We start from the raw sequence: 25,033 nt of genomic DNA, 5'->3' as shown, positions 1-25,033 counted from the left end.
CCGGATGAGCGGAAACGGCGGAAGGCGAGGGTTGCGGTCTGGGCGCCCAGGCCCAGCGCCGAAGCCGCCAATGTCGTGGCGATCACCGATCCCTCCTGGCAGCCCGCCGCTGAAACCGCCGCCCCGTCCCCGCTCCTGCCAGACCCCGGCGAAGCTCTTCCTTCCGCCAGTGCCGGTGCCGAAAACCCGCTGACGGAGGCTCAGAAGCTGCTCACCCGCCTCGGCTTCAATGTCGGAACGGTCGATGGCCAGATGAGCCGGCGCACCGCCAACGCCATAAAGCTGTTCCAGCTGCAATCCGGCCTCAAGGTGACGGGCGAGCTGACGCCTGAGCTGCTCGCGGCCCTGCGCGTCAAGGCCGGCTGAGGCGCCGGTCTTGCACCACATCCCCGGAAGGACGAGATTGCCGTGATGAGCGGGCAGCAGGCGAGCAGCACGATCCCGGCGGTGGCGTTCCTCCTCGGCCTGGCCGGCCTCATCCCTTTCGCAGCCGGGGCGCTGTCGCTGTGGCTGCCGCTCCCCGTCCTCACGCCGGAACTCGGCATCAAGCTCGTCATCAGCTACGGCGCGATCATCCTGTCCTTCCTTGGCGGCATTCGCTGGGGAACCGCCATCGGGCCCTATGACAGCCGCCGCCAGGGGCTCGAGTTCTCGGCGAGCGTCCTGGGTTCGCTCGCCGGGCTTGCCGCCGTCTTCATTCCGCATGTCCCGGCGCTGACGCTTCTCATCGCCGGCTTCCTCATGCAGGGCCTTTGGGACGTGACGAGCGTCGAGGCAGGGCGGCTGCCGTCCTGGTTCGGCAAGCTTCGGATGCTGCTCACCGCCGGCGTCGTCGTCTCGCTCACCGCAGCGCTTCTCGCGGTGGTCGTCACCTGACCTGGCGCTTGGGGAAGCGGTGGATCGCCTTTCCCCCGATCATCCACACGTGATAGTCGCCGAACAGCCGCTCGAAGGCGGGCGAGCGCACGCTCAACGCACCCGTATAGCTGCCGAAGGCGGGCAGGATCATGCGGCGCCCATCGGCGATGAAGCAGCGGCAGCGGATGCGATGGCCGCGGGCGTGCACCGCCGCGGCGGGGTGCAGGTGCCCGGCGATTTCCGTCTCGTCGTCGAGAAGCGTGCGCGGCTCGTGGCGCAGCGTGACCGGCCCCAGGGCCATCTCATCCACGACGATTCCGCCGACGTCCATCGGTGGGGCAGGGTCGTGGTTGCCGCTGATCCAGACGGTTTCGACCCCCGCCGTTATGGCGCGCAGCGACGAAAGGTCATCGGCGTCGATGCGCTCGCGCGCCCCGCCGTCATGGAAGCTGTCGCCGAGGAAGATCAGCCGCTCCGGCCTCGCTCCCTCGATCGCGGCGCGAAGCTCCATGAGCGACTGGCGCGTGTCGTAGGGTGGAAGGTGCACGCCGCGCCGCGCCAGGCTCGTTCCCTTCTCGAGGTGAAGGTCCGCCACGATGAGGGCGCGAAACTCCGGCGCATAGAGCGCCCCCGACATGTCAGGAATGAAATCCATGCCGCCGAGGGCGATGCGCTCCGACCTAGACAAGCCGCATGGCCTCGTCGATGAGGTCGTTCGCAGCTTCGGCGAGAAGGGCATCATGGCCTTCGCCGTAAACCGATTCGCGGCCGATATCCAAGAGGATGGGCACCGAGAGCGGCGAGACGGTGTCGAGCGCCTTGTGCAGGATCTGTCCCCTGATCCGCCGCAGCATGGCGCCGAGCCGCCAGGCGTCGATCAGGCCTTCCGCCGCGTCGTCCCAGGCGGCGCGCAGCAGCAGGTGGTCGGGCTCATGCGTCCGCAGCACGTCGTAGATCAGGTCGGTGTTCACCGTCATCTGCCGCGTCGTCTTCTCCTGGCCCGGCTGGCGCCGCTCGATCAGCCCCGAGATGATGGCGGCATTGCGGAAGGTCCGCTTCATCAGCGCGGATTCGGCGAGCCAGGCCTCGAGGTCGTCGCCCATCATGTCCTCGTCGAAGAGCCGCGACAGCGCGATGCGGCCCGAGGAGACGGCAAGCGAGAGGTCGCGCACCATCCAGACGACGAGCGCATACTCGGAGGCGACGAAGCCCAAGGGCTGCATGCCGGCGCGCTCGAGCCGCCGCGTCAGCAGCATGCCCAGCGTCTGGTGCGCGAGGCGTCCCTCGAAGGGGTAGCACACAAGGTAGTGCTTGTCGGCGCGCGGGAAGGTCTCGACGAGCATCTCGCTCGCCTTCGGCACCACCGAGCGGAAGCGCTGCAGCGAAAGCCACGCCTTCACCTGCGGCGGGAGGCCACTCCACGCCGAAGGGTCGGAGAGCATCTTCCGCACCCTCTCCGCGAGATGCGTCGAGAGCGGAAACTTGCCGCCCTGGTAGGAGGGCACCATCGGCTCCCGGTCGTTCGAGCGCGTGGCGAGTGCGCCGAACTCGTCGAGCCCCTCGAAGCGCAGGATCTCGCCGGAGAACAGGAAGGTCATGCCGACCGTCAGCTGGCTGATGAACCATTCCTCGACCTCGCCCAGCACCCGGCCTCCCGTCACCACGCGCCTGCCGAGCCGCCGCCGCACCTGCGCCAGGCGCACCTTCAGCATCTCGTCTTCGACGATGGTGCCCATGTTGAGCCGGTAGACCGTGGCAAGGCGCGGATGAGCGAGCCGCAGCGTGCCGTCGGCCTGCGGCTTCAGCTTGGCATAGCGCTCATAGGCCCTCAGCGCGTAGCCGCCTGTCGCCACGAAGTCGATGGCCTTGTCGAAGTCCTCGCGGCTCAAATTGCGGTAGGTCCAGGCGCCCGCCACCTCGGCGAAGAGCGCGTCAGGCTGGAAGGGACCGGCGCAGGCGCGGCCCAGGATGTGCTGGGCCAGCACATCGAGCTTCCGCACCATCGGGTACTCCGTATCCTGGGCATTGTCTTCCGCCGCCTGCAGCGCCGCTTGGCATTCCAGCACCTCGAAGCGGTTGGAGGGCACGAGAAGCGCCCGGGAGGGCAGGTCCAGCCTGTGGTTGGAGCGGCCGATCCGCTGCAGCAGCCGGCTCGAACCCTTCGGAGCCCCCACATGCACCACGAGATCGACGTCGCCCCAGTCGATGCCGAGTTCGAGCGTCGAGGTGCAGACGACGGCGCGGAGCCTTCCTTCCCCCATCGCCGCCTCGACCTTCCGCCGTTGCGCCACGTCGAGCGAGCCGTGGTGCAGCGCGATCGGCAGGTTGTCGTCGTTGGCCTCCCACAGCGCCTGGAAGATCACCTCCGCCTGGCTCCGCGTGTTGACGAAGACGAGCGTCATCTTCGCCTTGCGGATCTCGGAATAGATCTCGGGGATGGCGTAGAGCGCTGAATGGCCCGCCCACGGCACGCGCTCCACGGAGGAGAGGATGCGGATCTCGGGCTTCGCCCCCGGCCTTCCCATAACCAGCGGCGCAGGGTGGGCGCCCGTGGGCACCAGCCAGGCGCGCAGCGCGTCCGGGTCCGCGACGGTGGCTGAAAGCCCGATGCGGATCGCCTCGGGTGCATGCGCCCGAAGCCTTGTCAACGCCAGCGAGAGGAGCACGCCCCGCTTCGAGGTCACCAGCGCGTGGAGCTCGTCGAGGATCACCATGCGCAGGTTCTTCAGCATGTGGTCGGCATGCGGATCGGCCATCAGGAGCGAAACCTGCTCAGGCGTGGTGATCAGGATGTCCGGCGGCTTCTGGCGCTGGCGCTGTCGCTTGGAATGCGGCGTGTCCCCGGTGCGGGTCTCGATGGAAACGGCAAGGCCCATCTCCGCCACCGGCGCCTCGAGGTTCCGCGCAATGTCCACTGCCAGCGCCTTCAGCGGCGAGACGTAGAGCGTGTGGACGCCCTGTCCGGTGCCGCGCTCGGTGATTTCGGCAAGGCTCGGCAGGAAGCCCGCCAGCGTCTTGCCGCCGCCGGTTGGCGAGATCAGCAGCACGTTCTGCCGCGCCCGGGCATGTTCCAGCACGGCCAGCTGGTGGGCGCGAGGGGCCCAGCCACGGGAGGAGAACCAGTCGAGGAAGCGTTGCGGCAGGCTCATGGGCCCCCAAGCTTGACTTGGGCGGCGCGGAGAAGCAACAGCAGCCGATGTCCTTCGATCCCAAATCGCCGGTGACGCACCGTTCGGTCCTGACGGTGGCGGTGCCGATCATGCTCTCCAACGTCTCGGAGCCGCTGATCGGCGTCGTCAACACCGCGGTGATCGGCCAGCTCGAGGACCCCTATTACATCGGGGCCATTGCCGTGGGCGCGCTGATCTTCTCCTTCATCTTCTGGGGCTTCGGCTTCCTCCGGCTGTCCACCGGCGGGCTCTCCGCCCAGGCGCTGGGGGCAGGGGACAGTGCCGAGCTCGTCGCCGTTCTCATCCGTGCGCTGATGATCGGCGCGGCGGCGGGCCTGGGCCTCATCCTGCTCTCGCCGCTGATCCGCGACTTCGCCTTCGACATGGTGGGCGGTTCGACCGAGATCCGGCGCCACGGCGAGACCTACTTCAATCACCGGATCTGGGCGGCGCCCGCGGCGCTTGCCAACTACTGCGTCATGGGCTGGTTCATCGGCCAGTCGCGGGCGAAGCTCGCCTTCGCGGTGCAGCTCTTCCTCAACCTCACCAACATGGCGCTCTCGGCCTACTTCGTGCTGCATCTCGGCATGACCTCGGACGGGGTGGGCCTCGCCGCCCTCATCGCCGAGTGGTCGGCCGTTGCCCTCGCGCTGGCGCTCGCCTTGCTCATCCTCCGCGACATGGGGGCAAGGCTTTCATGGCCCCGTATCCTCGATCCCGAGCGCGTCCGGCGCACGCTGCTGATGAACGGCGACGTGATGATCAGGACGCTGTGCCTCGTCTTCGCCTTCTCCTGGTTCACGGCGCGCGGTGCACGCGCCGGAGACGTGATCGTGGCGGCCAATGCCGTGCTCATCAACCTCTTCGAAGTGTCGGCCTACCTCATCGACGGCTTCGCCTATGCTTCCGAGGCCCTTGTCGGCCAGTCGGTGGGTGCCCGGAACCGCCAGCGCTTCCGCGACGCGATCCGCCTCACCAGCATCTGGGCCATGGTGGTGGGCGTCCTGTGCTCGCTCGTCATCTGGTTCGGCGGGCCCGCCATCATCGACGCCATGACGGTGAACGAGGTGGTGCGCGCCACCGCCCGTACCTATCTCCCCTGGGTGGCGGTGTCTCCCGTCCTCGGCGTCATCTGCTTCCAGTTCGACGGCATCTTCACCGGGGCGATGGCCACCAGGGACATGCGCAACATGATGATCCTCTCGCTCATGGTCTTCATGCTGGCCTGGTGGGTGCTTGAAGCACCCTTCGGAAATCACGGGCTGTGGGCGGCGCTCAACATCTTCTTCGTCGCCCGCGGCGTGACCTTCTTCAGCCGCCTGCCGTCGCTCGAGCGGCGGGCGTTTGGGTAGTCCTTCACGATGTCAATCAGCAGCAGGCACGTTCAAGGAACAAATGCCTAGGACATCTTAGGAATAAAGTCAATAAGAATACCCGCTTCCGGCGCTTCCCGGGGGCGGAGCCATGAGGAAAGGGTGCCCGAAGGGCGGGAGAGGGCTTCCTTATGGGTGACGGACTATTCGGTCTGGTAGCGCGCGATCGCCGAGCGTTCGAGCGCCGCCGTCACCAGCTTGTCGAGGCCGAGGGTGTCACGCAGCATGGCGAGGAAGCGGAGTTCTTCCTTGCCCACGGCGAGATCGGAGGCGGCCACCTCGACGGCCAGCGCATAGGCGGTCTCGCGCAGCTTCGGGGAGAGAGCGCCCTTGACGAGGCCGAGAATGGCCTTGAGGCCCTCCTTGTCCTGGAGGATTTCGCCGGCCTCGTGGGCCACGAGGGTCAGGCGGTGCTCGTCGAAGTCGCGGAAGATCGGCAGCGTCTGCACCAGCTGGCGGATTTCGGCGAGCTCGATGGCGTTGATCTTGCCCTCGACCCCGGACATGGTGACCATGGTGTAGATGAGCGCCTGCTCGGTGGAGATGGTGCCGGACATCGATGCCTCCCGTGATGGGCGAGGAGTTACGGGATGGGGAGCCGCCCGGTCAAGCTCTGACCATGTCGATGGCATCGACCAGCCCGAGCCGGGACACGGAAATCCCCGGCGGGAAGGCGGTGGTGAAGCGCGATGCGAGCCGCGGGTCGAGCACCACGAAATGGCCCCTGTCGCCGGCGCGGCGGATCAGCCGGCCGAAGGCCTGCCTGAGCCTGAGCCGCACCACCATGTCGGTATAGGCGTTGCCGCCGAAGGCTTCCTTGCGGGCGCGCTCGAGGATGGTGGGTGTGGCCCAGGGCACGCGGTCGAGCACGATGAGGCGGAGCGAATCGCCGGGAACGTCCACCCCGTCGCGCACCGCGTCGGTGCCGAGCAGGCAGGCGTCGCGCTCGGCGCGGAACATGTCGACCAGGGTTCCGGTGTCGATCGGGTCAACGTGCTGGGCGTAGAGCGGCAGGCCGGCGTCCGCCAGGGGCTTCAGCAGCCGCTTGTGAACGGCCTTGAGCCGCGAGATCGCGGTGAAGAGGCCCAGGCCGCCGCCGCCCGCCGCGAGGAACAGCTCGCGGTAGGCCGCCGCCACCTGGTCCATGTCCTCGCGGTTGACATCCGTCACCACGATCACGCGGCTCGACCCCGCATAGTCGAAGGGCGAGTCCCAGCTCTCGCGCCTCACGGGGTAGGGGAGGTGGACAGCACCAGTGCGCATCTCGGCGTTGGCCCAGTCGTCCGGCACGTCCGGCGGGCGGTCCTTCAATGTGGCGGATGTGATGACGATTCCGTCTGCCTGCCTGAGCACGGCGAGCGCCAGCGGCTCCGTCGGGTCCAGCCAGTGCGAGTGGAGGCCCACGTCGTGCTCGCGGCCGAAAGCCTGCTCGATGTCGAACCATTCGACGAAGAGCGGATGTCTGCCCTCGAGCAGGCGCTTCAGCATGTCGATCCAGCCGCCCACCATCAGCTCGCCCCGGCGCTTCAGCGAGCGCGCGACGGCCTCGATGCGGCCGCGGTCATGGGTCGAAAGGTCCTCGGCCTCGGTGTCGAGCTTCTTCGCCAGCGCGTTGGCGAGGGCCGACATGGGCTGCTTCAAGTCGATCAGGGCGGAGGAGAGTTCCGAAACCGCCTCCCGCAGGCCTTCGACCAGCGGCAGGCAGTCGGTTTCCAGCGTGTGGCCGGAGGCGTTCTGTTCCGCCCGCGCCAGCACCTGCTGGCGAACCAGCGCGAGGAAGCTTTCCGCCGGCCCCTCCGGCTGGCCGGCCTGGACGCGCCTGGTCCAGCCGGGGCCCGGAAGCGCGAGGCTCGCCCGCAGCACCCTCTGCAGCAGCTTCTCGCCCTGCTCGTCCTCGCCCAGGAGATCGCCGATGCGGTCGGAAAGGCCGCGGCCGCGGCGGCGCTCGGACTCGGGCCCCCTGATCCAGCGGCGGAGCTCGGCCGTCTCGAGCGCCGTGAGGTGGCCGGAGAAGGCGGAATCGGCCGCGTCGAAGAGGTGATGGCCCTCGTCGAAGACGATGCGGCGGAGGCCGCCGGGCGCGGCCTCCTCCTCGTCAGTCCGGGCGAGGCCCAGCGCATGGTCAACGGCGGCCTGGTGCAGCACCAGGGCGTGGTTGGCGATGACGATCGAGGCGTTGCGGCCGGCGCGCACCGAACGTTCGATGAAGCAGCGCCGGTAATGCGGGCAGGCCGAATAGATGCACTCGCCGCGCCGGTCGGTGAGGCCCAGGGCCTGAACTGTGACGCCGCGGCTCTCGCCGTCGAGCGAAAGGTCGCTGAAGAGCGAGAGCAGCCAGGAGGGAAAATCGCCCCCCACCATGTCGCCGTCCCGGGTGAAGCGGGCCCAGCGCGAGACGAGCGCGGCGAGCAGCGCGGTCCGCGGGTTGGCGGCGGTGAGCCTGCCGAACACCTCCTGCATGTTGAGGAGGCAGACGTAGTTCTCGCGGCCCTTGCGGATGACGATCTTCTGGCGGCGCTCCTCGGGGTTCTCGATCAGCCGCGCCGTCTCCTGGTCGAGCTGGCGCTGGAGGTTCTTGGTGTAGGTCGAGACCCAGACGGGCGCGTTGTTCTTCCTGGCCCAGAGAAAGGCGGGCGAGAGATAGCCGAGCGTCTTGCCGAGACCGGTTCCCGCCTCGGCAAGAAGAATGTTGTTGATCTCCTTCGACTGGCGGGGCGCGAAAGCGAAGGTCGCCGCCGCCGCATAATCAGCCTGCGAACTTCGCTGCTCGGCCTCGAGGCCCAGCACCTCGGCGAGGAAGCGCCTCGCCTCGTCCTGCGTAACCGGGTCCTGGCGGCCGGGCGCGCGGCCTCCATCCTCCTCCCATTCGTCGACCCTGTCCCAGGCGTTGAGGCCGGAGGAGAACGATCCGACATCGAGCTTCGGGTTGGCCTTCAGCAGCGATTCCAGCACGGGTTTCGCCCAAGGCCAGTTGGCACGGGCCAGGAAGGTGGCGTTCTCCGCCGTCTCGCGGAGCTGCGGGTAGTGCCGGCTGGAGAGCCGGTTCAGCAGGTCCTCGGCGATGAGGCGGAGGGTCTCGCCGTCGTCCTTGCCCGGTTCGAGCGCAAGCGAGCGGGCGATGCCGGAAGGGGTGGGGGTGGCGAAGCGCGCAGGGCAGACGAAGGCGAAGAGTTCTGCCACGTCGAGGTGGCGCTGGTCGCGGGCCTGGCGGACGGCGGTGCGGGGCGCCTGGGCCGCAACCCCCAGCCGCTCGACGAGGAAGGCGGAATGGCACAGGAGATGCGGCCTTTGCGCCAGAGCCGCCAGGGCATGGGCCGGCTCCATGGGATCGCCGCCGATGATGGCGCCCATGCCGGACGCCACGGCGGTGCGGAGTGTCGAATCCATTGTCATCCTGTTGCCAGGAAGGCAGGTTTAATGAGGCGGACGGCTGAACGGAAGAGGAACGAGGACCCCATGGAACAGAAATTCATCGATCTCTTCGACCGCTACACGCATGGCGGGATGAACCGGCGGGACTTCCTGGAGCGGCTGAGCCTGCTGGCGGGCTCCTCCGCGGCCGCACTCGCCCTGCTTCCGGCACTCGAGAACAATTACGCCCGCGCCGAACTCGTGCCGGAGAACGATCCGGCGATCAGGGCGGCGGAGGCGGAGATCGCCCCCGGCATCAAGGGCTACCTGGTCCGGCCAGCCGCGGAGGGACCCCATCCCGCCGTGCTGGTGATCCACGAGAATCGCGGCCTCAACCCCCACATCAGGGACGTGACGCGCCGCATGGCCAGGGAAGGCTTCATCGCCTTCGGCGGCGATTACCTCACGGCCAAGGGCGGCACCCCGGAGGACGCAGACAAGGCGCGCGAGATGATCGGCATGCTTTCCCCGGAGGAGACGCTGGCCTTCAGTGCCAAGGCCGTGGAGGCGCTCTCGAAGATCGAGGGCGGAAACGGCAAGGTGGGCGCCGTCGGCTTCTGCTGGGGCGGGGGCGCGGTCAATGCGCTGGCCGCCTCGGGAGACCCGAACCTCAAAGCGGGTGTGGCCTATTACGGGCGGCAGGCGCCGGCGGCGGACGTGCCGAAGATCGCGGCGCCGCTGCTCCTCCATTATGCGGGGCTCGACGAGCGCATCAACGCGGGGATCGCGGAATTCGAAGCGGCACTCAAGGCCAACGGCAAGGCCTACGAACTCCACATGTACGAGGGCGCCAACCACGCCTTCAACAACGACAGCAACGAGGCCCGCTACAACAAGGAAGCCGCCGACCTCGCCTGGGGGCGGACCGTGGCGTTCCTCAAGAAATACCTGAGCTGACAAACCGCCGTCGGGGCGCCTTCTCCCGTTGCCTCGCAGCGGGAGAAGGGTTTCGTCCCGCCAAGATTGACCGGGCGCGCGGGCGTCCCTAAAGAGCGCTCAGCCTCAATCCGGAAAACCCCTCGTCATGACCGCCGATCCCGCCCTTCGCGCCGCCGCAGAAACCAGCAAGGCCTGGCCTTTCGAGGAAGCCCGCAAGCTGGTGGCGCGCGTCAAACGCACGGGGAAGAAGGAGGTGCTCTTCGAGACGGGCTATGGCCCCTCGGGGCTTCCGCACATCGGCACATTCGGCGAGGTGGCGCGGACCACCATGGTGCGCCGGGCCTTCGAGATGCTGTGCGACATTCCAACCAGGCTGCTGTGCTTCTCCGACGACATGGACGGGATGCGCAAGATCCCCGACACGGTGCCGGATCCGGAAGCGCTGAAGCCATACCTGCACATGCCGCTCACCGCGGTGCCGAACCCCTTCGGCGGCGGATACGAGAGCTTCGGGCACCACAACAACGCCATGCTCCGCCGTTTCCTCGATACATTCGGTTTTGAATATGAATTCGCCTCGGCCACCGACTACTACAGGTCAGGCCGCTTCGACGCGATGCTGCTCAAGGCGCTGGAGAAGTTCGACGACATCATGGCGGTGATGCTGCCCACACTCGGCGAGGAGCGGCAGGCGACCTATTCGCCCTTCCTGCCGATCTCGCCCTCTACGGGCCGGGTGCTCTACGTGCCGATGAAGAAGGTGGATGCGAAGGCCGGCACCATCACCTTCGCCGACGAGGACGGAACCGACGTGACCATGCCGGTCACCGGCGGCCGCACCAAGCTGCAGTGGAAGCCGGACTTCGGCATGCGCTGGGCGGCACTCGGCGTCGACTTCGAGATGTTCGGCAAGGACCACCAGACCAATGCTCCGATCTACGACCGGATCTGCGAGATCCTCGGCGCGGAGGCTCCGGAACATTACGTCTACGAACTGTTCCTCGACGAGCACGGCCAGAAGATATCGAAGTCGAAGGGCAACGGCCTGACCATCGACGAGTGGCTGACCTATGCCGACCCGGAATCGCTCGCGCTGTTCATGTACAACAAGCCGCGCGAGGCGAAGCGGCTCTATTTCGACGTGATCCCGCGGGCGGTGGACGATTACGGCGCCTTCCTCTCCGCCTATCAGCGCCAGGCCGAGAAGCCCGCCGACCGGCTGATGAACCCGGTCTGGCACATCCATGGCGGCAACCCGCCGCCGCCGGAAGAGGGCGGCATCTCGTTTGCGCTGCTGCTGAACCTCGCGGCGGTGGCGAATGCGCACGACAAGTCGGCGCTGTGGGGCTTCATCCGCCGCTATGCGCCCGCCCTCTCGCCCGATACGCATCCGCGCCTCGATGCGCTGGTGACACATGCGCTGCGCTATTTCGATGATTTCGTGAAGCCCAAGAAGCAGTATCGTCCGCCGACGGAGGAAGAGTCGAAGGCCCTTTCCGACCTGGCGGACGCGCTCGCCACGCTGCCCGATGGAGCGGCACCGGAGGACATCCAGCAGAAGGTGTATGACGTGGGCCGCCGCGAACCCTACAAGACCGTACAGAAGGACGGCAGCGTGGGCGTCGCCCAAGGCTGGTTCAACATGCTTTACCAGGTGCTGTTGGGCGAGGAGAGGGGACCGCGCTTCGGCAGCTTCGTGGCGCTCTACGGCATCGGCAACACGCGCGAGCTGATCGCGCGGGCCATCAGGGGCGAGCTGGCGAAGTAGAGGCCCTCATCCGCCCTACTGGCTCGCCCACATGATGCGCGCGATCCAGTCCACGTCCTTCATGTCGAAGGTCTTGGTGGCGTGGTTGGGATTGAAGGAGGCGAGTTCCAGCGTCTTGGAGGTCTGGCGCTGCATGATCTTCGCCATGACCTGCCCGTCGTTGAGGCGCACGACCACGCGGTCGCCCTTGCGCACTGTGGCGGAGGGCGAGAGGATGATGATGTCGCCCTCGCGGTAGATCGGCATCATCGAATCACCCGTGATCTCGAGCGCGTAGGCGTTGGGATCGGTGACACCGGGCACGTCGATCTCATCCCAGCCATTTCCCGCCGGAAAGCCCGAATCGTCGAAGAAGCCGCCCTTGCCCGCCTTGGCGAAGCCGAGGAGCGGGATCTGGCGCAGCTTCGGCGGCTGTCCGCGGCGGCCGATCAGCAGGTCGGCGAATTCCTCCATGGAGGCGCCGGACGCCTGCAGCAGGCGCGAGATCGACTCCATGGTGGGCCAGCGCGGCCGCCCGTCAGGCCCGGTGCGCTTCGAGGGATTGAAGGACGTGGGATCGAGCCCCGACTTCTTGGCGAGCCCCGACGCCGAATAGCCGTAACGCTCCGCGATCGTGTCGATCGCATTCCAGACCTGCTTGTGACTGAGCATGTGCCGCCTCTTCCGAGCTGCCGTAAAGGTTCTTATTCATAGGAAGCTATACCTTGCATGCGGAAGATTGTCCAGATGGGGCGAGCGGCCTAAACTGCGCCCCCATGCGATTCCTCTACAAGATCCTTTCTGCCGCCGAATGGCGCGAGGCACTCGCCAAGGGCGTGTTCGAGGGCTCCGCCGTGGACCGGAAGGACGGCTTCATCCACCTCTCCGCGGCGCACCAGGTGCGGGAGACGGCGCGACGGCACTTCGCCGGCGAGGCCGATCTCGTCCTGGTGGGTTTCGCGGAGGCCGACCTGCCGGCGCTGAAATGGGAGCCTTCGCGCGGTGGCGAGCTCTTCCCGCATGTCTATGGGCCGATTGCCACCCGGCTCGCGGTCAAGGCCGAGCCGCTGCCGCTCGAGGCTGGCGCGCACCGCTTTCCCGAGGGGATCGCATGAGACTGGCGGGGCTTGCCTTTCCGCTGGTGCGGCCACTGCTCCACCGCCTTGACGCCGAGACCGCCCATGACCTGACGATCCGCGCGCTGAAGGCGTTTCCCGCAGGCGCCGCGCCTGCCGGCGATTCGCGTCTTGCGGTCGAGGCCTTCGGGCTGCGTTTTCGGAACCCGCTGGGGCTCGCTGCGGGCTTCGACAAGAATGCCGAGGTTCCGGACGCGATGCTGGCGCTTGGCTTCGGCTTCACGGAAATCGGCACGGTAACGCCGAGGCCGCAGGCCGGAAACCCGCGGCCCCGCCTGTTCCGCCTCACGGAGGACGAAGCCGTCATCAACCGCATGGGCTTCAACAACGAGGGGCACCAGGCCGCACTGGCGAGGCTCGCGGCGCGGGCGGGACGTGGCGGCATCGTCGGGGTCAACATCGGGGCCAACAAGGATTCAACCGACAGGATCGGGGACTATGTGGCGGGCATCGAGGCCTTCTCGCATCTCGCTTCCTATTTCACCGTCAACGTCTCCTCGCCCAACACGCCGGGCCTGCGGGGGCTGCAATCCCGCGCCGAGCTCGAGCAGCTGCTCGCCCGCCTCAACGCGGCGCGGGCCGCCCAGGCGAAGCGGCCCCCCATGCTGCTCAAGATCGCGCCTGACCTCCGCCAGGACGAGCTCGAGGACATCGCCGCCGCATGCAGCGGGGGTGCCGTCGATGGCATCATCGTCTCCAACACCACGCTTTCGCGCGAAGGCCTGCGCTCGACCCATGCAGCAGAGCAGGGCGGACTCTCCGGAAAGCCGCTGCTGACGCTTTCGACGCGCCAGCTGGCCCGCTTGCACCTGCTGACGGGCGGCGCGATTGCGCTCATCGGCGTGGGCGGCGTTCATGATGCCGCATCGGCCCTGCGAAAGATCCGCGCCGGGGCAAGCCTCGTGCAGCTCTACTCGGCGCTGGTCTATCGGGGGCCGGGGCTGGTGCGCGAGATCCTGGACGGGCTTTCGGCAGAGGTCAGCCGCGGCGGCGCCGGCCTGGCGGAGATGCGGGGGGCCGACGCCGAGGCGCTGGCTCACCAGAGCGGCAGGGGCACATAGGTGCGGATGATGCGGGCCGTGGCGCCGGAGGCCTGCGCCTGGTCGAGCCCGTAATCGAATGCGGCGCGGAGTTCAGGCCGGTCATTCCGCACGAGGAACGCAAGATTGCGGCTGAAGTGGTCGAAGTCCGAGAAGGCACCGTCCAGCAGGCGGCAGCAGGAGCCTGCGGCACTGCCCATCACCCAGTAGATCACCTGCAGATTGTCGCCGAAGACCGCGTCCACTTCACCGGTCTTGAGGGCTTCTCCGGCCTCGCCCAGGCTGCCGAAGGCCTCGATGCGGGAGTTGCCGTAATAGGCCTCGAGCCAGCGTGCATGCACCGTGTCCTTCGCAACGCCGATGCGGCGGCCGGCCAGCGCCCTCGGATCCGCCGCCTGGAGCCTGTTCGCATTGGCCACCGCAAAGCGCGCCATCGTGCGGAAATAGGGCCTGGTCATGCGGGCGGCGCCGAGCGTCGCCTCGTCGAGGCGGGGCCCAGAGATCGCGACGTCGCCCTCGCCGCGCTCGAGTGCGGGCATGATCTCGGCAAAGGGCCTTGCCTCCACCGTGCAGCGCAGCCGCGCCTGCTCGCAGGCGGCGATGGCGAGTTCCACCGCAAGACCGGCGGGTGCTCCCGCATTGGAGAGGAAGCTCAGGGGAGCGAAATCGGCGTCGGCGATGAGCCTGACGGGGGTATCGGGCACGCTGGGCCGGGCCTGGTCCTGAACGGTACGGAAGAGGGGAGGATCGACCGGCGTGCCGGGTGTGTCCTGTGAATTTGCAACCAAAGATGGATAAACCCCCCAAAGCAACAGCCCCAGGGTGGTTGCAATCTTTACGTTACGTCGCATCATCGGAGAGACATAACTCCGGGTCAAAGACAGTGTATTCGTCCGATAACGAGCGTTACGGCTTTGGCGAGGCCGCGGCTCCACGGCTCAGCATAGCTGTGCCGGAGGAGGATGTCTTGCCGAGAGTGGATAGGACGGCGGTGTTCGAAGCCCTGCGCCGCCTGCCCGAGGAGGAGCTCGAGACGGCGTTGCGCCTGAAGCTGGTGCCGATGGTGTCGATCCCCGGACTCAGGCTTCATGCCGCGTGCGGCAGCGCTGCCTACGACATCGCGCGCGAGAGGAAGCTGCCGCTGATCGGCCGTGCCAGGCGCAGCGATTTCCTTGCCGCGGTGCGCGCCGTTCACGGTCGCTTCCTGGCGCAGGAGGCGGCGCTGGGGCTGGCACGGCGCAAGCCCATCTTCTCGGCACGCCAGCGGCTCACCTCCGAACAGGCCTCGGTGCTGCTGCTGGGGGCGGCGATCTTTGCGCTCGGCATGGCTCTGCTGCCGCTCGGCACGCTGCTCATGCTTGCCTCCGGGGTGGGCGGCGTGTTCTTCCTGGCGGTCGTGGCGCTGAGGGTGCTCTGCCTGCTGCCGCCTCCGGCTACGGAGCGGCGGCGCCGGGCCGCGCCGCTCACGCCGGAGCAGCTTCCGACCTATTCGGTGCTGGTGCCGCTGTTCCGCGAAACGCCAGTGCTGCCGCAGCTCCTCGGCGCGCTGCAGCGGCTGCAATATCCCTCTACGAAGCTCGATATCAAGCTCATCCTCGAAGAAGAGGACGTGGCGATGCAGCGCGCCCTTGCGATGCGGCCGCTGCCGCGCCACTTCGAGGTGATCGTCGTGCCGGCCGGCCGGCCGCAGACGAAGCCCAGGGCGCTGAACTATGCGCTGCAGTTCTGCCGCGGCGAACTCGTCACCATCTATGACGCGGAAGACATTCCCGAGCCCGACCAGCTGCGCAAGGCGGCGCAGCGCTTCGCCGAGGCGCCGCCGGAACTCGCCTGCCTGCAGGCGGGGCTCGCCTTCTACAATGCGGGCGAGAACTGGCTCGCCCGGCAATTCACCGCGGAATATGCGTTGCTCTTCCAAGTGCTGCTGCCGGTGCTGGCGAGCCATCGCCTGCCGCTGCTGCTCGGGGGTACCTCCAACCACTTCCGTACGGCAGTGCTGCGGGCGGCCGGCGCCTGGGATGCCTTCAACGTCACGGAAGACGCGGATCTCGGGCTCCGGCTGGCGCGCCTCGGCTATCAAACCGGTACGCTCGACAGCCTCACTTACGAGGAAGCCAACACCAGGCTCGGCAACTGGATGCGGCAGCGGGCGCGCTGGCTCAAGGGGTTCCTGGCCACATGGCTCGTGCACATGCGGGAACCGCGCCGGTTCATCCACGAGGTGGGCCCTGCGGGCTTCTGGACCGCCCAGGTCATGACCTTGGGCGTCTTCGCCTCGGCCCTGCTGCACCCTCCGGCGATGGTGGCCACGGCAGTGGTGGCGATGCTCTTCCCCAGCCTGCCGGAGGGGGCAGGACTGGCCCTGGTGATGCTTGCGGGGGTGAACCTGTTCGTGCTGCTCGCGGGCTATGCCGTGACCATCGGGCTGGTGCGCCGCGGGCTCAGGCGTCGCGGCATCACAGGCTGGACCGGCACGCTGGCGAGCTTGCCGCTCTACTGGATGCTCATGTCGGCTGCGGCCTGGCTGGCGCTGTGGCAGTTCATGACGGCGCCGTTCCACTGGAACAAGACGGAGCATGGCCTGTCGAAGCTGCAGCGGCCGCAGGTTCGCGCAGCTGAGTGAGAGCATCGGCGAGCGTCGCCGCGAAGGCCACTTCGGGCGGGCGCACGCCGTGGGTGAGGAGCGCCCGGCGAATGTCCGGGTTGGCGCCGGCGACGACGAGCCGGACGCCGCGCCGGTGGGCCTTGCGGGCGAGCCCCTCCATGACATTGGCGCCGGTCGAGTCGAGGAAGGGCACGCCGGCGAAGTCCACGACCAGCGCCTTGTGCGTGTCCTGGATGCGGTCCAGCACCGAGCCGATCGAGGCCGCGGCGCCAAAGAAGAAGGCCCCGGTGATGCGGTAGACGACGATCTCCGGATTAGCGGCGAGCGCCTCATCATACTCGCCGCGCGGCTGGGCCGAATCCGCCATGTCCTCGCCGACGAAGGGGGTGTGGGTCTCGACCGCCGTCGCCTGCGACATGCGGTGGATGAACAGCACCGAGCCCAGCGCGAAGCCGACAATGATGGCCTCCGTCAGGTCGCGGAAGATGGTGAGGAGGAAGGTGGCGGAGAGCACAGCCACATCGCCCCAGCCGGAGCGGAAGAGCACGGCCACGGCCTGCTTTTCGATCATGTTCCAGGAGACGACCGCGAGCACGCCTGCCAGTGCGGCGAGGGGGATATAGGCGGCGAGCGGTGCGGCGACCGCCATGAAAAGCAGGATGAACAGTGCGTGCAGCATGCCGGAAACCGGGCCATGCGCGCCCGAGCGCACATTGGTGGCGGTGCGCGCGATGGTGCCCGTCACGCAGAAGCCGCCGAACAGGGCGGAGCCCACATTCGCGGCACCCTGCGCCACGAGCTCGCAGTTGGAGCGGTGGCGGCGGCCCGTCATGCCGTCGGCGACGACGGCGGAGAGCAGCGACTCGATGGCGCCGAGGAGCGTGAAGGCGAGGGCGGCTGGCAGCACGGCGATGATCTTTTCGGCCGAGAGCTCCGGCAGGGTGGGTGCCGGGAGCACGCTCGGGATGCCGCCGAAACGCGAGCCGATGGTGGCGGCGGGTAGCGAGAAGAGCGCGGTGGCCAGCGCCGCCAGAGCCACGGCGATCAGCATGCCGGGCCAGTGTGGCCTGATCTTCCGGAGGCCAAGGATCACCGCAACGGTGCCGAGCGAGATCGCGAGCGCGGCGGGGGTCAGGGTGGGGACGGCGCTCCAGAGCGCAGGGATCTTCTCCAGAAGCGGCCCGGGCTCCGGTCCGGGAAGCGTGAGCCCGAGGAGCTCCTTCACCTGGCTGGCGAAGATGATGATCGCGATCCCCGCCGTGAAACCCACGGTGACGGGAAAGGGAATGAACTTGATGAAGGTGCCGAGCCTGAGGAAGCCCACCAGCGCAAGCATCAGCCCCGAGAGGAAGGTGGCGAGGATCAGCCCGTCCATGCCGTGCTGGGCGACGGTGGCCGAGACCAGCACGATGAAGGCGCCGGCGGGGCCTCCGATCTGGAAGCGGGAGCCGCCGAGCAGCGAAACGAGGAAGCCCCCGACGGCGGCGGTGTAGAGGCCCTGGGCCGGCGTTGCGCCCGAGGCGATGGCAATCGCCATGGAGAGCGGCAGGGCCACGATCGCCACCGTGAGGCCCGCCACCGCATCCGTCTTGAAATTCTTCCAGCCATAGCCCTCGCGCAGCACGGTGACGAGCTTCGGCGTGAAGAGCTCGGCGAAACTGGCGTTCTGGCCGGAAGCCGTGGAGGAGGGCGTAGCGCTGCGAGCGGACATCTCGTGTGGTCCCGTCTTGCGAGGTCAGGGGGAGGGTGGCGGCTTCCCGTTCCGGAAGCGCACGCCGCGCCCGCCTCCGGTGCTCTGGGCGTTCTCGCCGATGAGTTCAATTCCAGACGCCTCGAGGGCCTGGACGACCTTGACGAGACTGTCCACGACGCCGCGAACCTGGCCTTCGCTCGCCTCCATGCGCTGGATGGTGGGAAGGGAGAGCCCCGCCCTCTCCGCCAGAGTCTTCTGGTCCATGCCGAGCAGGGCACGGGCGGCGCGAATCTGGGCGGAAGTAATCATCACGGTTCTGCTTACGAGGCGAGGCAGCCCCTACATAACTCTCCATGCTTCAACAGGCAAGAGTGATGTTTTAAACATCAGTTTTGATGCTCTTCACCGCGCGAACGGGCTCTTCAGCTTCACGTGGCGGTTGACGTCCTTGTAGAGCAGGTAGCGGAAGCGCCCGGGTCCGCCGGCGTAGCAAGCCTGCGGGCAAAAGGCGCGGAGCCACATGAAGTCACCCGCCTCCACCTCGACCCAGTCGGTGTTGAGACGGTAGACGGCCTTGCCTTCAAGCACATAGAGGCCGTGCTCCATCACATGCGTCTCGGCGAAGGGGATGACTGCACCCGGTTCCAGGGTGACGATGTTCACGTGCATGTCGTGTCGGATGTCATCGGGGTCGGCGAAGCGGGTCGTCGCCCACTTGCCTTCGGTGCCGGGCATGGCGACCGGCCTCACGGCGTCGTCCGAGGTCACGAAGGCCTCCGGGGCAGGGATGCCCCCGACCTGCTCATAGGCCTTGCGCACCCAGTGGAAGCGCACCGGTGCCGCGGCCTCGTTGCGCAGCGCCCAGCGCGCGCCGGGCGGGAGATAGGCATAGCCGCCCGGCTTCATCACGTGGCGTGCCCCCTCGAGCGTCAGCCCCATTTCGCCTTCCACCACGAAGAGCACGCCCTCGGCCTCCGGATCGGGCTCGGGTCTTTCGCTGCCGCCGCCGGGTGCCACTTCCATGATGTATTGCGAGAAGGTCTCGGCGAAGCCCGAGAGGGGCCTCGCGATCACCCAGGCGCGCGTTCCCTCCCAGAAGGGGAGCAGGCTCGTCACGATGTCGCGCATCACGCCCTTCGGGATCACCGCATAGGCTTCGGTGAAGACCGCCCGCCCGGTGAGGAGATCGGTCTGCGGCGGGTGGCCGCCATGGGGCGCGTAGTAGCTGCGGGTCATCGGCTCTTCCGTGTCGTTACCGGACAAGGGATAGAGCCGGGGGGCCGAAGCCGCAAGCGGCGAGGGATCAGAACGTCTTCGGCTGGGGCTGGCCGAAGATGAAGCCGGTGCCGTCGAGGCCGTAGACGTCGGGGCGGAAATTCACGCGGCCGTCCTCGGTGGCCCAGGCCGTCAGGTACATCCAGCGCACGTCCGGGCCGTTGTCGATCTTGTGGTCGTACTGCTCGACGTTGGCGACGATCTGCTCGTAGTCGTAGGAGGTGAAGCCCGAGCCGGTGCGGTCCAGGATCCACTTGATGACGGTTTCCACCTGGTCGATGCGCACGCAGCCCGAGCTCTCGAAGCGCACGTTGCGGCCGAACAGCTCGCGGTGCGGCGTATCATGCATGTAGACCATGTGGTCGTTGGGGAAGTTGATCTTGACCGAGCCCAGCGAATTGTGGGGGCCCGGCTCCTGGCGGAAGAAATAACGTTCCGGGTCCGTCATCGACCAGTCGATGAAGAGCGGGTCGATCTCGGGGCCGTCCACCCCGTCGAAGACGCGGATGTGATTGGCCTCGAGATAGGTGGGATCGTCGAGATACTTCGGTACGATGTCGCGCTCGACGATCGATGCCGGTATCTTCCAGTAGGGATTGAAGTTGATGTCGCTCACCTTGCTCGCCAGCGTCGGCGAGGGCCGGTCGAGCTTTCCGACGACGATGTTGTGGCGCGAATAGACGCGGCCATATTCCACCGTCTCGAGCTGGGTGCCGGGGATGTTGACGAGGATGGCGAAATCCCCGAGGTCCGCGGCATAGGCCTCGACGCGCGGCAGGTTCTCGCGCAGCATGCCGAGGCGGGTGTCGGCTGGAACGTTGAGCTGGGCCAGCGTCTTCTCGGCCACGATGCCCGAGGGCAGCACGCCGTAATTCACCTGGAAGGCGCGCACGGCCTCCTCGAGTTCATCGTCGAAGAGGGCAGCACTCTCGGAATTGAGCGAATCGAAGGGCAGGTAGTTTTCGGCGACGAGGCGGCGCTTCAGCGCCAGAACGGCCTCGCCCTTCGCACCCTTCTTGAGAGTCTTGGGCGCGAGCTGCTCCCAGCCGCCGCCCGCCACGATTTCCTCGTAAAGGGCGATGGCGCCCTGCATGGCCTCGACCGCGCCCATACTCAGCATCGGGGCCTGGTCCTGGCCGGCCACGATCTCGGTCTGTGTCGCGAGCTTGGCGTTCTTCGGCGAGGCTTCCTTCGAGGAGCTCGCGATCGAGCTGGTGAAGACGGGCTCTTCAGCCGCGGCAATGGAGCCCATGGCCAGAAGGCTGCCCATGGCGAGGAGTTGGCGGTTGAACGCGCGGCGCGACAGCACGGATGGTTTCCCCTGACTTAACCGATTTCACAGTGTTCGAGTTCGGTAAATGGTGTCTTAATTGCGCGGAGTCTAGTGCCCCCGTGCGACGGGATTGAGGCAGCTTCACGATCAGCTCAAGGCCGCCACCTCGCGCTTGAACGGAATCTCCAGATGATCGAGCGGCGGCCTGCCGAAATTTTCGGCATAGTTCCGCCCCGCATGGACGGCCGCGGCGATGGTGGCCGGGCCGAGGCAGTCGCCGGCGCGGGTGGCCGCGACGTTATGCGCGGCGAGCGACTGCCAGAGCGAATCGACGGGACGCCGTGCCGTGACCATCAGGACCGAGCCTGCCTCGAGCCTCGAGGCCGCGCCGGTGAAGACGCATTCCAGCGTCACGTGGTCCGCCGCGACGGCGGATACGGCCTGGCTCGCCACGATCCGGACCCCCAGCTTCAGAAGGCGGGCCTGGATCGCCTTCTGCTCCAGCGAAGCCTTGGTGTAGGCGGAGGCGACGGGAGCAGGGGTCACCAGGCTCACGGCGTAGCCCTCTTTCACCATGAGTTCGGCCAGGACGCCGCCCATGTAGTAATGGTCGTCGTCATAGATCACGACCTGGCGCGAGCGCGGGCGGCCGCCCGCCATCACGTCGTCCGGCGTGAGGATCTCCGCGCCTTCGGCGAGGGCGGCGGGGGTCAGGAAATAGCGCCCCGTGCCGTCCCTGAGCCATTCCGCGCCGGTGGCGACCAGCACGTGATCGGCGCCGAGCTCCGCCACGGTCTCGGGCGTCATGTCGCTCTCGAGATAGAGCGAGACGTTGGGAAGCTTGGCGAGCTGCAGCATGCGCCAGTCGCGCACCCGCCCCCAGGCGCTGAGGCCGGGAAGCCTGCACTCGCGCGCCACGCGGCCGCCCGCTTCCGAGGCCCTGTCCGCCACGGTGACCTGGTAGCCACGCTGGCCGAGGGCGCGCGCCGCCTCGAGCCCCGCAGGACCGGCGCCCACGACGAGGACGTGCGCATCCTCATCCTTGGGGCGGATGATCTCCGGGTGCCACCCGCGCCGCCATTCCTCGCCCATCGAGGGGTTCTGCGTGCAGCGCAGCGGCGACATGGTGAAGTCGTGCGTGACGCAGACATTGCAGCCGATGCATTCTCGGATGTCGTCGAGGCGGCCCTCCTCGATCTTCCTCGGCAGGAAGGGATCGGCGATCGAGGGCCTAGCCGCGCCGATCATGTCCATGATGCCCTGGCGGATGACGCGCACCATGGCATCGGGCGAGGTGTAGCGGCCCACGCCCACCACCGGCTTCGAGGTGAGCTTCTTCACGCCCTTGATGTAGGGCTCCTGGAAGCCCTCCTCGGCGAAGCGCGAAGTCTGCGAGTCATGCGACCAGTCGGAGAGCGAGAGGTCCCACAGGTCCGGGAGCTCCGCCATCATGGCGATGGCGTCCTCGACCTCCGCCGGCTCGAGGCCGGCCGAACCCTGGAACTCGTGCATGGCGATGCGCACGGGAACGGCGCAGCGGTCTCCCACCGCGTCCTTCGTGTCCTCGATCACCTCGCGCAGCAGGCGGGCGCGGTTCTCGAGCGAGCCGCCATATTCGTCGGTGCGGAAGTTGGTGGCGCGCGAGAGGAAGTGCTGGAAGATGCCCAGGCCGTGGCCGGCATAGACGTATACGAGGTCGAAGCCCGCCTCCCTGGAGCGCAGCGCCGCCTTGCGGTGGGCGCGGCGGAGGTTGCGGATGTCCTCCTTGTCCATGCCCCGGGCCTGCACCGGATCGTAGATGTAGCTGCCGGTCGGCATGGGGCTCGCCGCCACCGGCACCTCGCGGGACCAGAGATTGTTGGCGGTGTAGCCGGAATGGCAGAGCTCGATGCCGGCCAGCGATGAATGGGCGTGGACCTTCTCGGCGATGCGCGCCAGCATGGGAATGTCGTGGTCGCTCCACAGGCGGAGCTCGACGAAGGGCGCGACGTCGGAGGCGTGGTGGATCTCCACCATCTCGGTGCAGACCACGGCCCAGCCGCCTTCCGCCTTCATGCCGCGCATCGCCGCCAGGGATGAAGGATCGCGGTGGCCCATGCCGTTGCAGTGCGGCACCTGGTAGAAGCGGTTCCGCGCCGTGAGCGGTCCGATGCGGACGGGTTCGAAAAGGATGTCGTAGCGCGGATCGCGTGTCATCTTGGCTCCCAAGTTCTGCGGCAGGTTCTAGCAAATGGCGGGGGTGCTCGGCTATGCTCCACCTTGCGGGGCCTCATGCGGGGGAAAGATGCTGCCGGACTTCAGCGACATCGAGAAGGCGGCGCGGCGGCTCGAGCGCTTTGCCGTGAGGACGCCGGTGATCGAGTCGCCCAAGCTCAACGCGATGACGGGCGGGCGCATCCTCATCAAGGCGGAGTGCCTGCAGCGCACCGGCTCCTTCAAGTTCCGCGGCGCGTGGAACCGCATCTCGCAGCTCGATGCCGCGGCGGCGCCGGGGGGCGTGGTGGCCTATTCCTCCGGCAACCATGCCCAGGGGGTGGCGGCGGCAGCGGAGATCAGGGGCCTTCCGGCCCTGATCGTGATGCCCGCCGACACGCCCCGGATCAAGCAGGACAACGCGCGAAGCTATGGCGCTGAGGTCATCACCTATGACCGCGCCACCCAATCACGCGAGGAGATCGCCCAGCGTTACGTGAAGGAACGGGGCGCGGTGCTGGTGCCGCCCTTCGACGACCCGGACATCATCGCGGGACAGGGCACGGCGGGGCTCGAACTCGCCGAGGAGGCGGCCTCGCGCGGCGTCCATCTCGACGACGTGCTGGTGTGCTGCTCGGGAGGCGGCCTCACGGCGGGGGTGGCGCTGGCGGTCGAGGCGAAATCGCCCGGAACGAAGGTTCACACGGTGGAGCCCGAGGGCTTCGAGGATTACGCGCGCTCGCTGGCGAGCGGCAGGATCGAGCGGAACGAAAAGGCCACCGGCTCGATCTGCGACGCGCTGATGGCGGTTTCGCCCGGCGAGATGACCTTCGCCATCAACAAGAGGCTTCTGGGCGAGGGGCTTGCCGTCAGCGACGCCGAGGCGGCGGAGGCGGTGCGCTTCGCCTTCGAGGTGCTGAAGCTGGTGGCCGAGCCCGGCGGGGCGGTGGCGCTCGCCGCGGTGCTGACGCGCAGGATCGCGACGCGCGACCGCGCGGTCGGCGTCATCCTCTCGGGCGGCAATTGCGACGCGGGGCTCTATGCCCGCATCCTGAAGCGCGAGATCTGAGCCTCAGGAGGCGCGGGCGAGTTCATCGGCCAGCGGCACGTCGATCTCCTCGCCGGGCTTGTGGCGGATGATGACGATGCGGCGCTTGGCGGCGGGCGTCGGCTCGCCTGCAGCAGCAGGCGGCAAGGGTTCCGGCGGCGGCGCTACGGCGGAGGTGGGAAGAGGCGCTTCCATTCCCGGCGGCGGTTCGAAGGCGGGGCCCTGCCGCCTGATCACCCGTGCGGGACGGCGCCTCTCCTCCTTCCTCGGCTTTTCCTTGGCTTCGGCGGCGGGCACTTCGGCGATCGTGGCATGCGGAGCCGGCGTGAAGATCTCCTCGTCCTGGCGATAGTACTTCATGTGCCTCGGCGCGAGTTCGGGCTGCGGGGCGGATGCCTGGGAAGGTGCCGGCCCGCGCCTCAGGGCCTCGGCGAGCCTCGCCATCAGCGCATCGTGATTGGCCGCGACCGCCGTTTCGAGGCGCTTCATGCTGCTGACGAGGCTGGCGGATTCGGCCGCCCGGAGGCGCGAGGCGAATTCGTCGAGAAACCAGCGGCCGCGCGGCGTTTCCAGCACCGCTTCGCGAATCTTCTCGAAATCCTCAGGCCTGAGATCCTTCGCCTCTTCCTTCGGCGGCGTCGTCTTGGGCGGCATACTGAACAACTCCACACACATCAAAGCAGGGAGGGCGACGGCCCTTTTTCGCGAGAGCACCCGTGCCCGATATCATGGCCCCCAGTGGTGAATCTTTGGTTTAGGCCGCCGCTACGTCAAGTTGCCGCAGGTTCAGCCCCAGAGTGCCGCGAGCGGGGGGTGCATGAGGCTTCCCTCGAAGCGGAGCCCGGGCTCGCGGTCCGCCTTCAGGAGCAGCGGTCCGTCGAGATCCACGACGTTTGCAAAGGGGGTGAGCAGCATGGCGGGGGCCATGGCGAGCGAGGTGGCGAGCATGCAGCCCACCATGATCCCGAGGCCGCGGGCCTGCGCGGCGCGGGCGAGCGCGATGGCCGGCGTCAGCCCGCCTGTCTTGTCGAGCTTGATGTTGATGGCGTCGTACTTGCCGGTGAGATCGTCCAGCGTGCCGAGGCCATGCACCGATTCATCGGCGCAGACGGTGACGGCACGCTTCGACCGGCGGAGCGCCTCGTCGTCGCCGGCGGGGAGCGGCTGCTCCACGAGTTCGACCCCCGCTTCGGCGCAAGCCGCCAGCATCGCTCCGAGGTTTTCGGGCGACCAGCCCTCGTTGGCATCGACGATCAGCCGGCTTCGGGGCGCCTTGCGTCGGATGAGCCTCAGCCGCTCGGCATCACCCTCCCGCCCGAGCTTCAGCTTGAG

The 25,033-nt window shown here is 67.8% G+C and carries 22 protein-coding genes; 9 read left to right on the top strand and 13 right to left on the bottom strand.

Translation table 11 applies throughout. The features are described from left to right. A partial coding sequence (locus ACK4HL_RS18510; protein WP_409763616.1) for a peptidoglycan-binding domain-containing protein occupies positions 1 to 366 on the top strand: 366 nt, incomplete at its 5' end. Between the two features lie 45 nt (positions 367 to 411). Beyond that, positions 412 to 876: a DUF3429 domain-containing protein gene (locus ACK4HL_RS18505; protein WP_409763613.1), complete on the top strand. Its 465-nt coding sequence runs from the start codon at positions 412 to 414 to the stop codon at positions 874 to 876. On the opposite strand, the gene pdeM is transcribed toward ACK4HL_RS18505, so the two are convergent. Further along, complete coding sequence (gene pdeM, locus ACK4HL_RS18500) at positions 869 to 1,513, bottom strand: ligase-associated DNA damage response endonuclease PdeM (RefSeq protein ID WP_409763610.1); 645 nt, start codon at positions 1,511 to 1,513, stop codon at positions 869 to 871. The genes ACK4HL_RS18505 and pdeM overlap by 8 nt on opposite strands. A gap of 25 nt (positions 1,514 to 1,538) precedes the next feature. Then, on the bottom strand, positions 1,539 to 4,007 hold the full coding sequence (locus ACK4HL_RS18495; RefSeq protein ID WP_409763607.1) for a ligase-associated DNA damage response DEXH box helicase: 2,469 nt from the start codon (positions 4,005 to 4,007) through the stop codon (positions 1,539 to 1,541). A gap of 47 nt (positions 4,008 to 4,054) precedes the next feature. Between ACK4HL_RS18495 and ACK4HL_RS18490 the strand changes: the two genes are divergently transcribed. After that, entirely contained in the window at positions 4,055 to 5,380 is a 1,326-nt protein-coding gene (locus tag ACK4HL_RS18490) for an MATE family efflux transporter (RefSeq protein ID WP_409763604.1), read from the top strand. A gap of 164 nt (positions 5,381 to 5,544) precedes the next feature. Here the strand turns inward: ACK4HL_RS18490 and ACK4HL_RS18485 are convergent, their stop codons facing one another. Together ACK4HL_RS18485 and ACK4HL_RS18480 are read right to left on the bottom strand one after the other, a co-directional pair. After that, a complete protein-coding gene (locus ACK4HL_RS18485; protein ID WP_409763601.1) occupies positions 5,545 to 5,958 on the bottom strand; it encodes a tellurite resistance TerB family protein in 414 nt (137 codons plus the stop codon). 49 nt (positions 5,959 to 6,007) lie between these two features. Further along, on the bottom strand, positions 6,008 to 8,788 hold the full coding sequence (locus tag ACK4HL_RS18480) for an ATP-dependent DNA helicase (protein ID WP_409763598.1): 2,781 nt from the start codon (positions 8,786 to 8,788) through the stop codon (positions 6,008 to 6,010). A gap of 69 nt (positions 8,789 to 8,857) precedes the next feature. On the opposite strand from ACK4HL_RS18480, the gene ACK4HL_RS18475 reads away from it, so the two are divergent. Together ACK4HL_RS18475 and ACK4HL_RS18470 are read left to right on the top strand one after the other, a co-directional pair. Continuing rightward, entirely contained in the window at positions 8,858 to 9,709 is an 852-nt protein-coding gene (locus tag ACK4HL_RS18475; RefSeq protein ID WP_409763595.1) for a dienelactone hydrolase family protein, read from the top strand. Between the two features lie 127 nt (positions 9,710 to 9,836). Continuing rightward, positions 9,837 to 11,459 carry a lysine--tRNA ligase gene (locus ACK4HL_RS18470; protein ID WP_409763592.1) on the top strand — a complete coding sequence of 541 codons (1,623 nt, stop codon included), beginning with the start codon at positions 9,837 to 9,839 and terminating at the stop codon, positions 11,457 to 11,459. Between the two features lie 15 nt (positions 11,460 to 11,474). Here ACK4HL_RS18470 and ACK4HL_RS18465 read toward each other — a convergent pair whose 3' ends face one another. Continuing rightward, positions 11,475 to 12,110: a helix-turn-helix transcriptional regulator gene (locus tag ACK4HL_RS18465; protein ID WP_409763589.1), complete on the bottom strand. Its 636-nt coding sequence runs from the start codon at positions 12,108 to 12,110 to the stop codon at positions 11,475 to 11,477. Between the two features lie 104 nt (positions 12,111 to 12,214). Between ACK4HL_RS18465 and ACK4HL_RS18460 the strand changes: the two genes are divergently transcribed. Together ACK4HL_RS18460 and ACK4HL_RS18455 are read left to right on the top strand one after the other, a co-directional pair. Next, the gene (locus ACK4HL_RS18460; protein ID WP_409763586.1) at positions 12,215 to 12,553 is read left to right on the top strand and encodes a DUF952 domain-containing protein; all 339 of its coding nucleotides are present in this window, start codon (positions 12,215 to 12,217) and stop codon (positions 12,551 to 12,553) included. Beyond that, positions 12,550 to 13,635: a quinone-dependent dihydroorotate dehydrogenase gene (locus ACK4HL_RS18455; protein ID WP_409763583.1), complete on the top strand. Its 1,086-nt coding sequence runs from the start codon at positions 12,550 to 12,552 to the stop codon at positions 13,633 to 13,635. The genes ACK4HL_RS18460 and ACK4HL_RS18455 overlap by 4 nt, the downstream gene beginning before the upstream one ends. Here the strand turns inward: ACK4HL_RS18455 and ACK4HL_RS18450 are convergent. Continuing rightward, complete coding sequence (locus ACK4HL_RS18450; RefSeq protein WP_409763580.1) at positions 13,611 to 14,318, bottom strand: transporter substrate-binding domain-containing protein; 708 nt, start codon at positions 14,316 to 14,318, stop codon at positions 13,611 to 13,613. The two genes, ACK4HL_RS18455 and ACK4HL_RS18450, sit on opposite strands and share 25 nt — an antisense overlap. 272 nt (positions 14,319 to 14,590) lie before the next feature. Here ACK4HL_RS18450 and ACK4HL_RS18445 point away from each other — a divergent pair, with 272 nt between their 5' ends. Next, on the top strand, positions 14,591 to 16,237 hold the full coding sequence (locus ACK4HL_RS18445; RefSeq protein ID WP_409763619.1) for a glycosyltransferase: 1,647 nt from the start codon (positions 14,591 to 14,593) through the stop codon (positions 16,235 to 16,237). Here the strand turns inward: ACK4HL_RS18445 and ACK4HL_RS18440 are convergent. From ACK4HL_RS18440 to ACK4HL_RS18420, 5 genes are all read right to left on the bottom strand, one after another. Further along, positions 16,155 to 17,930, bottom strand: a complete 1,776-nt coding sequence (locus ACK4HL_RS18440; RefSeq protein WP_409763577.1) for a SulP family inorganic anion transporter — start codon at positions 17,928 to 17,930, stop codon at positions 16,155 to 16,157. The genes ACK4HL_RS18445 and ACK4HL_RS18440 overlap by 83 nt on opposite strands. A gap of 24 nt (positions 17,931 to 17,954) precedes the next feature. After that, positions 17,955 to 18,221 (bottom strand): helix-turn-helix domain-containing protein, encoded by a 267-nt coding sequence (locus ACK4HL_RS18435; RefSeq protein ID WP_409763574.1) that lies wholly within the window; start codon positions 18,219 to 18,221, stop codon positions 17,955 to 17,957. 93 nt (positions 18,222 to 18,314) lie between these two features. Continuing rightward, on the bottom strand, positions 18,315 to 19,148 hold the full coding sequence (locus tag ACK4HL_RS18430; protein ID WP_409763571.1) for a bifunctional allantoicase/(S)-ureidoglycine aminohydrolase: 834 nt from the start codon (positions 19,146 to 19,148) through the stop codon (positions 18,315 to 18,317). Between the two features lie 67 nt (positions 19,149 to 19,215). After that, on the bottom strand, positions 19,216 to 20,496 hold the full coding sequence (locus tag ACK4HL_RS18425; protein ID WP_409763568.1) for a L,D-transpeptidase family protein: 1,281 nt from the start codon (positions 20,494 to 20,496) through the stop codon (positions 19,216 to 19,218). A 111-nt stretch (positions 20,497 to 20,607) separates the two neighbouring features. Then, positions 20,608 to 22,656 carry an FAD-dependent oxidoreductase gene (locus ACK4HL_RS18420; RefSeq protein ID WP_409763565.1) on the bottom strand — a complete coding sequence of 683 codons (2,049 nt, stop codon included), beginning with the start codon at positions 22,654 to 22,656 and terminating at the stop codon, positions 20,608 to 20,610. Positions 22,657 to 22,744: 88 nt separating this feature from the next. Here ACK4HL_RS18420 and ACK4HL_RS18415 point away from each other — a divergent pair, with 88 nt between their 5' ends. Next, a complete protein-coding gene (locus tag ACK4HL_RS18415; RefSeq protein ID WP_409763562.1) occupies positions 22,745 to 23,722 on the top strand; it encodes a threonine/serine dehydratase in 978 nt (325 codons plus the stop codon). Positions 23,723 to 23,725: 3 nt separating this feature from the next. Here the strand turns inward: ACK4HL_RS18415 and ACK4HL_RS18410 are convergent, their stop codons facing one another. Continuing rightward, positions 23,726 to 24,355 carry a hypothetical protein gene (locus ACK4HL_RS18410; RefSeq protein WP_409763559.1) on the bottom strand — a complete coding sequence of 210 codons (630 nt, stop codon included), beginning with the start codon at positions 24,353 to 24,355 and terminating at the stop codon, positions 23,726 to 23,728. 132 nt (positions 24,356 to 24,487) lie between these two features. Continuing rightward, positions 24,488 to 25,033 (bottom strand): enolase C-terminal domain-like protein (locus ACK4HL_RS18405; RefSeq protein ID WP_409763556.1); only part of this gene is annotated, 546 nt, incomplete at its 5' end.

Origin of the sequence: Aestuariivirga sp., assembly GCF_046294715.1 — a bacterium.
Lineage (GTDB): Bacteria > Pseudomonadota > Alphaproteobacteria > Rhizobiales > Aestuariivirgaceae > Aestuariivirga.
This window is presented reverse-complemented; position numbering and strand designations above follow the sequence as displayed.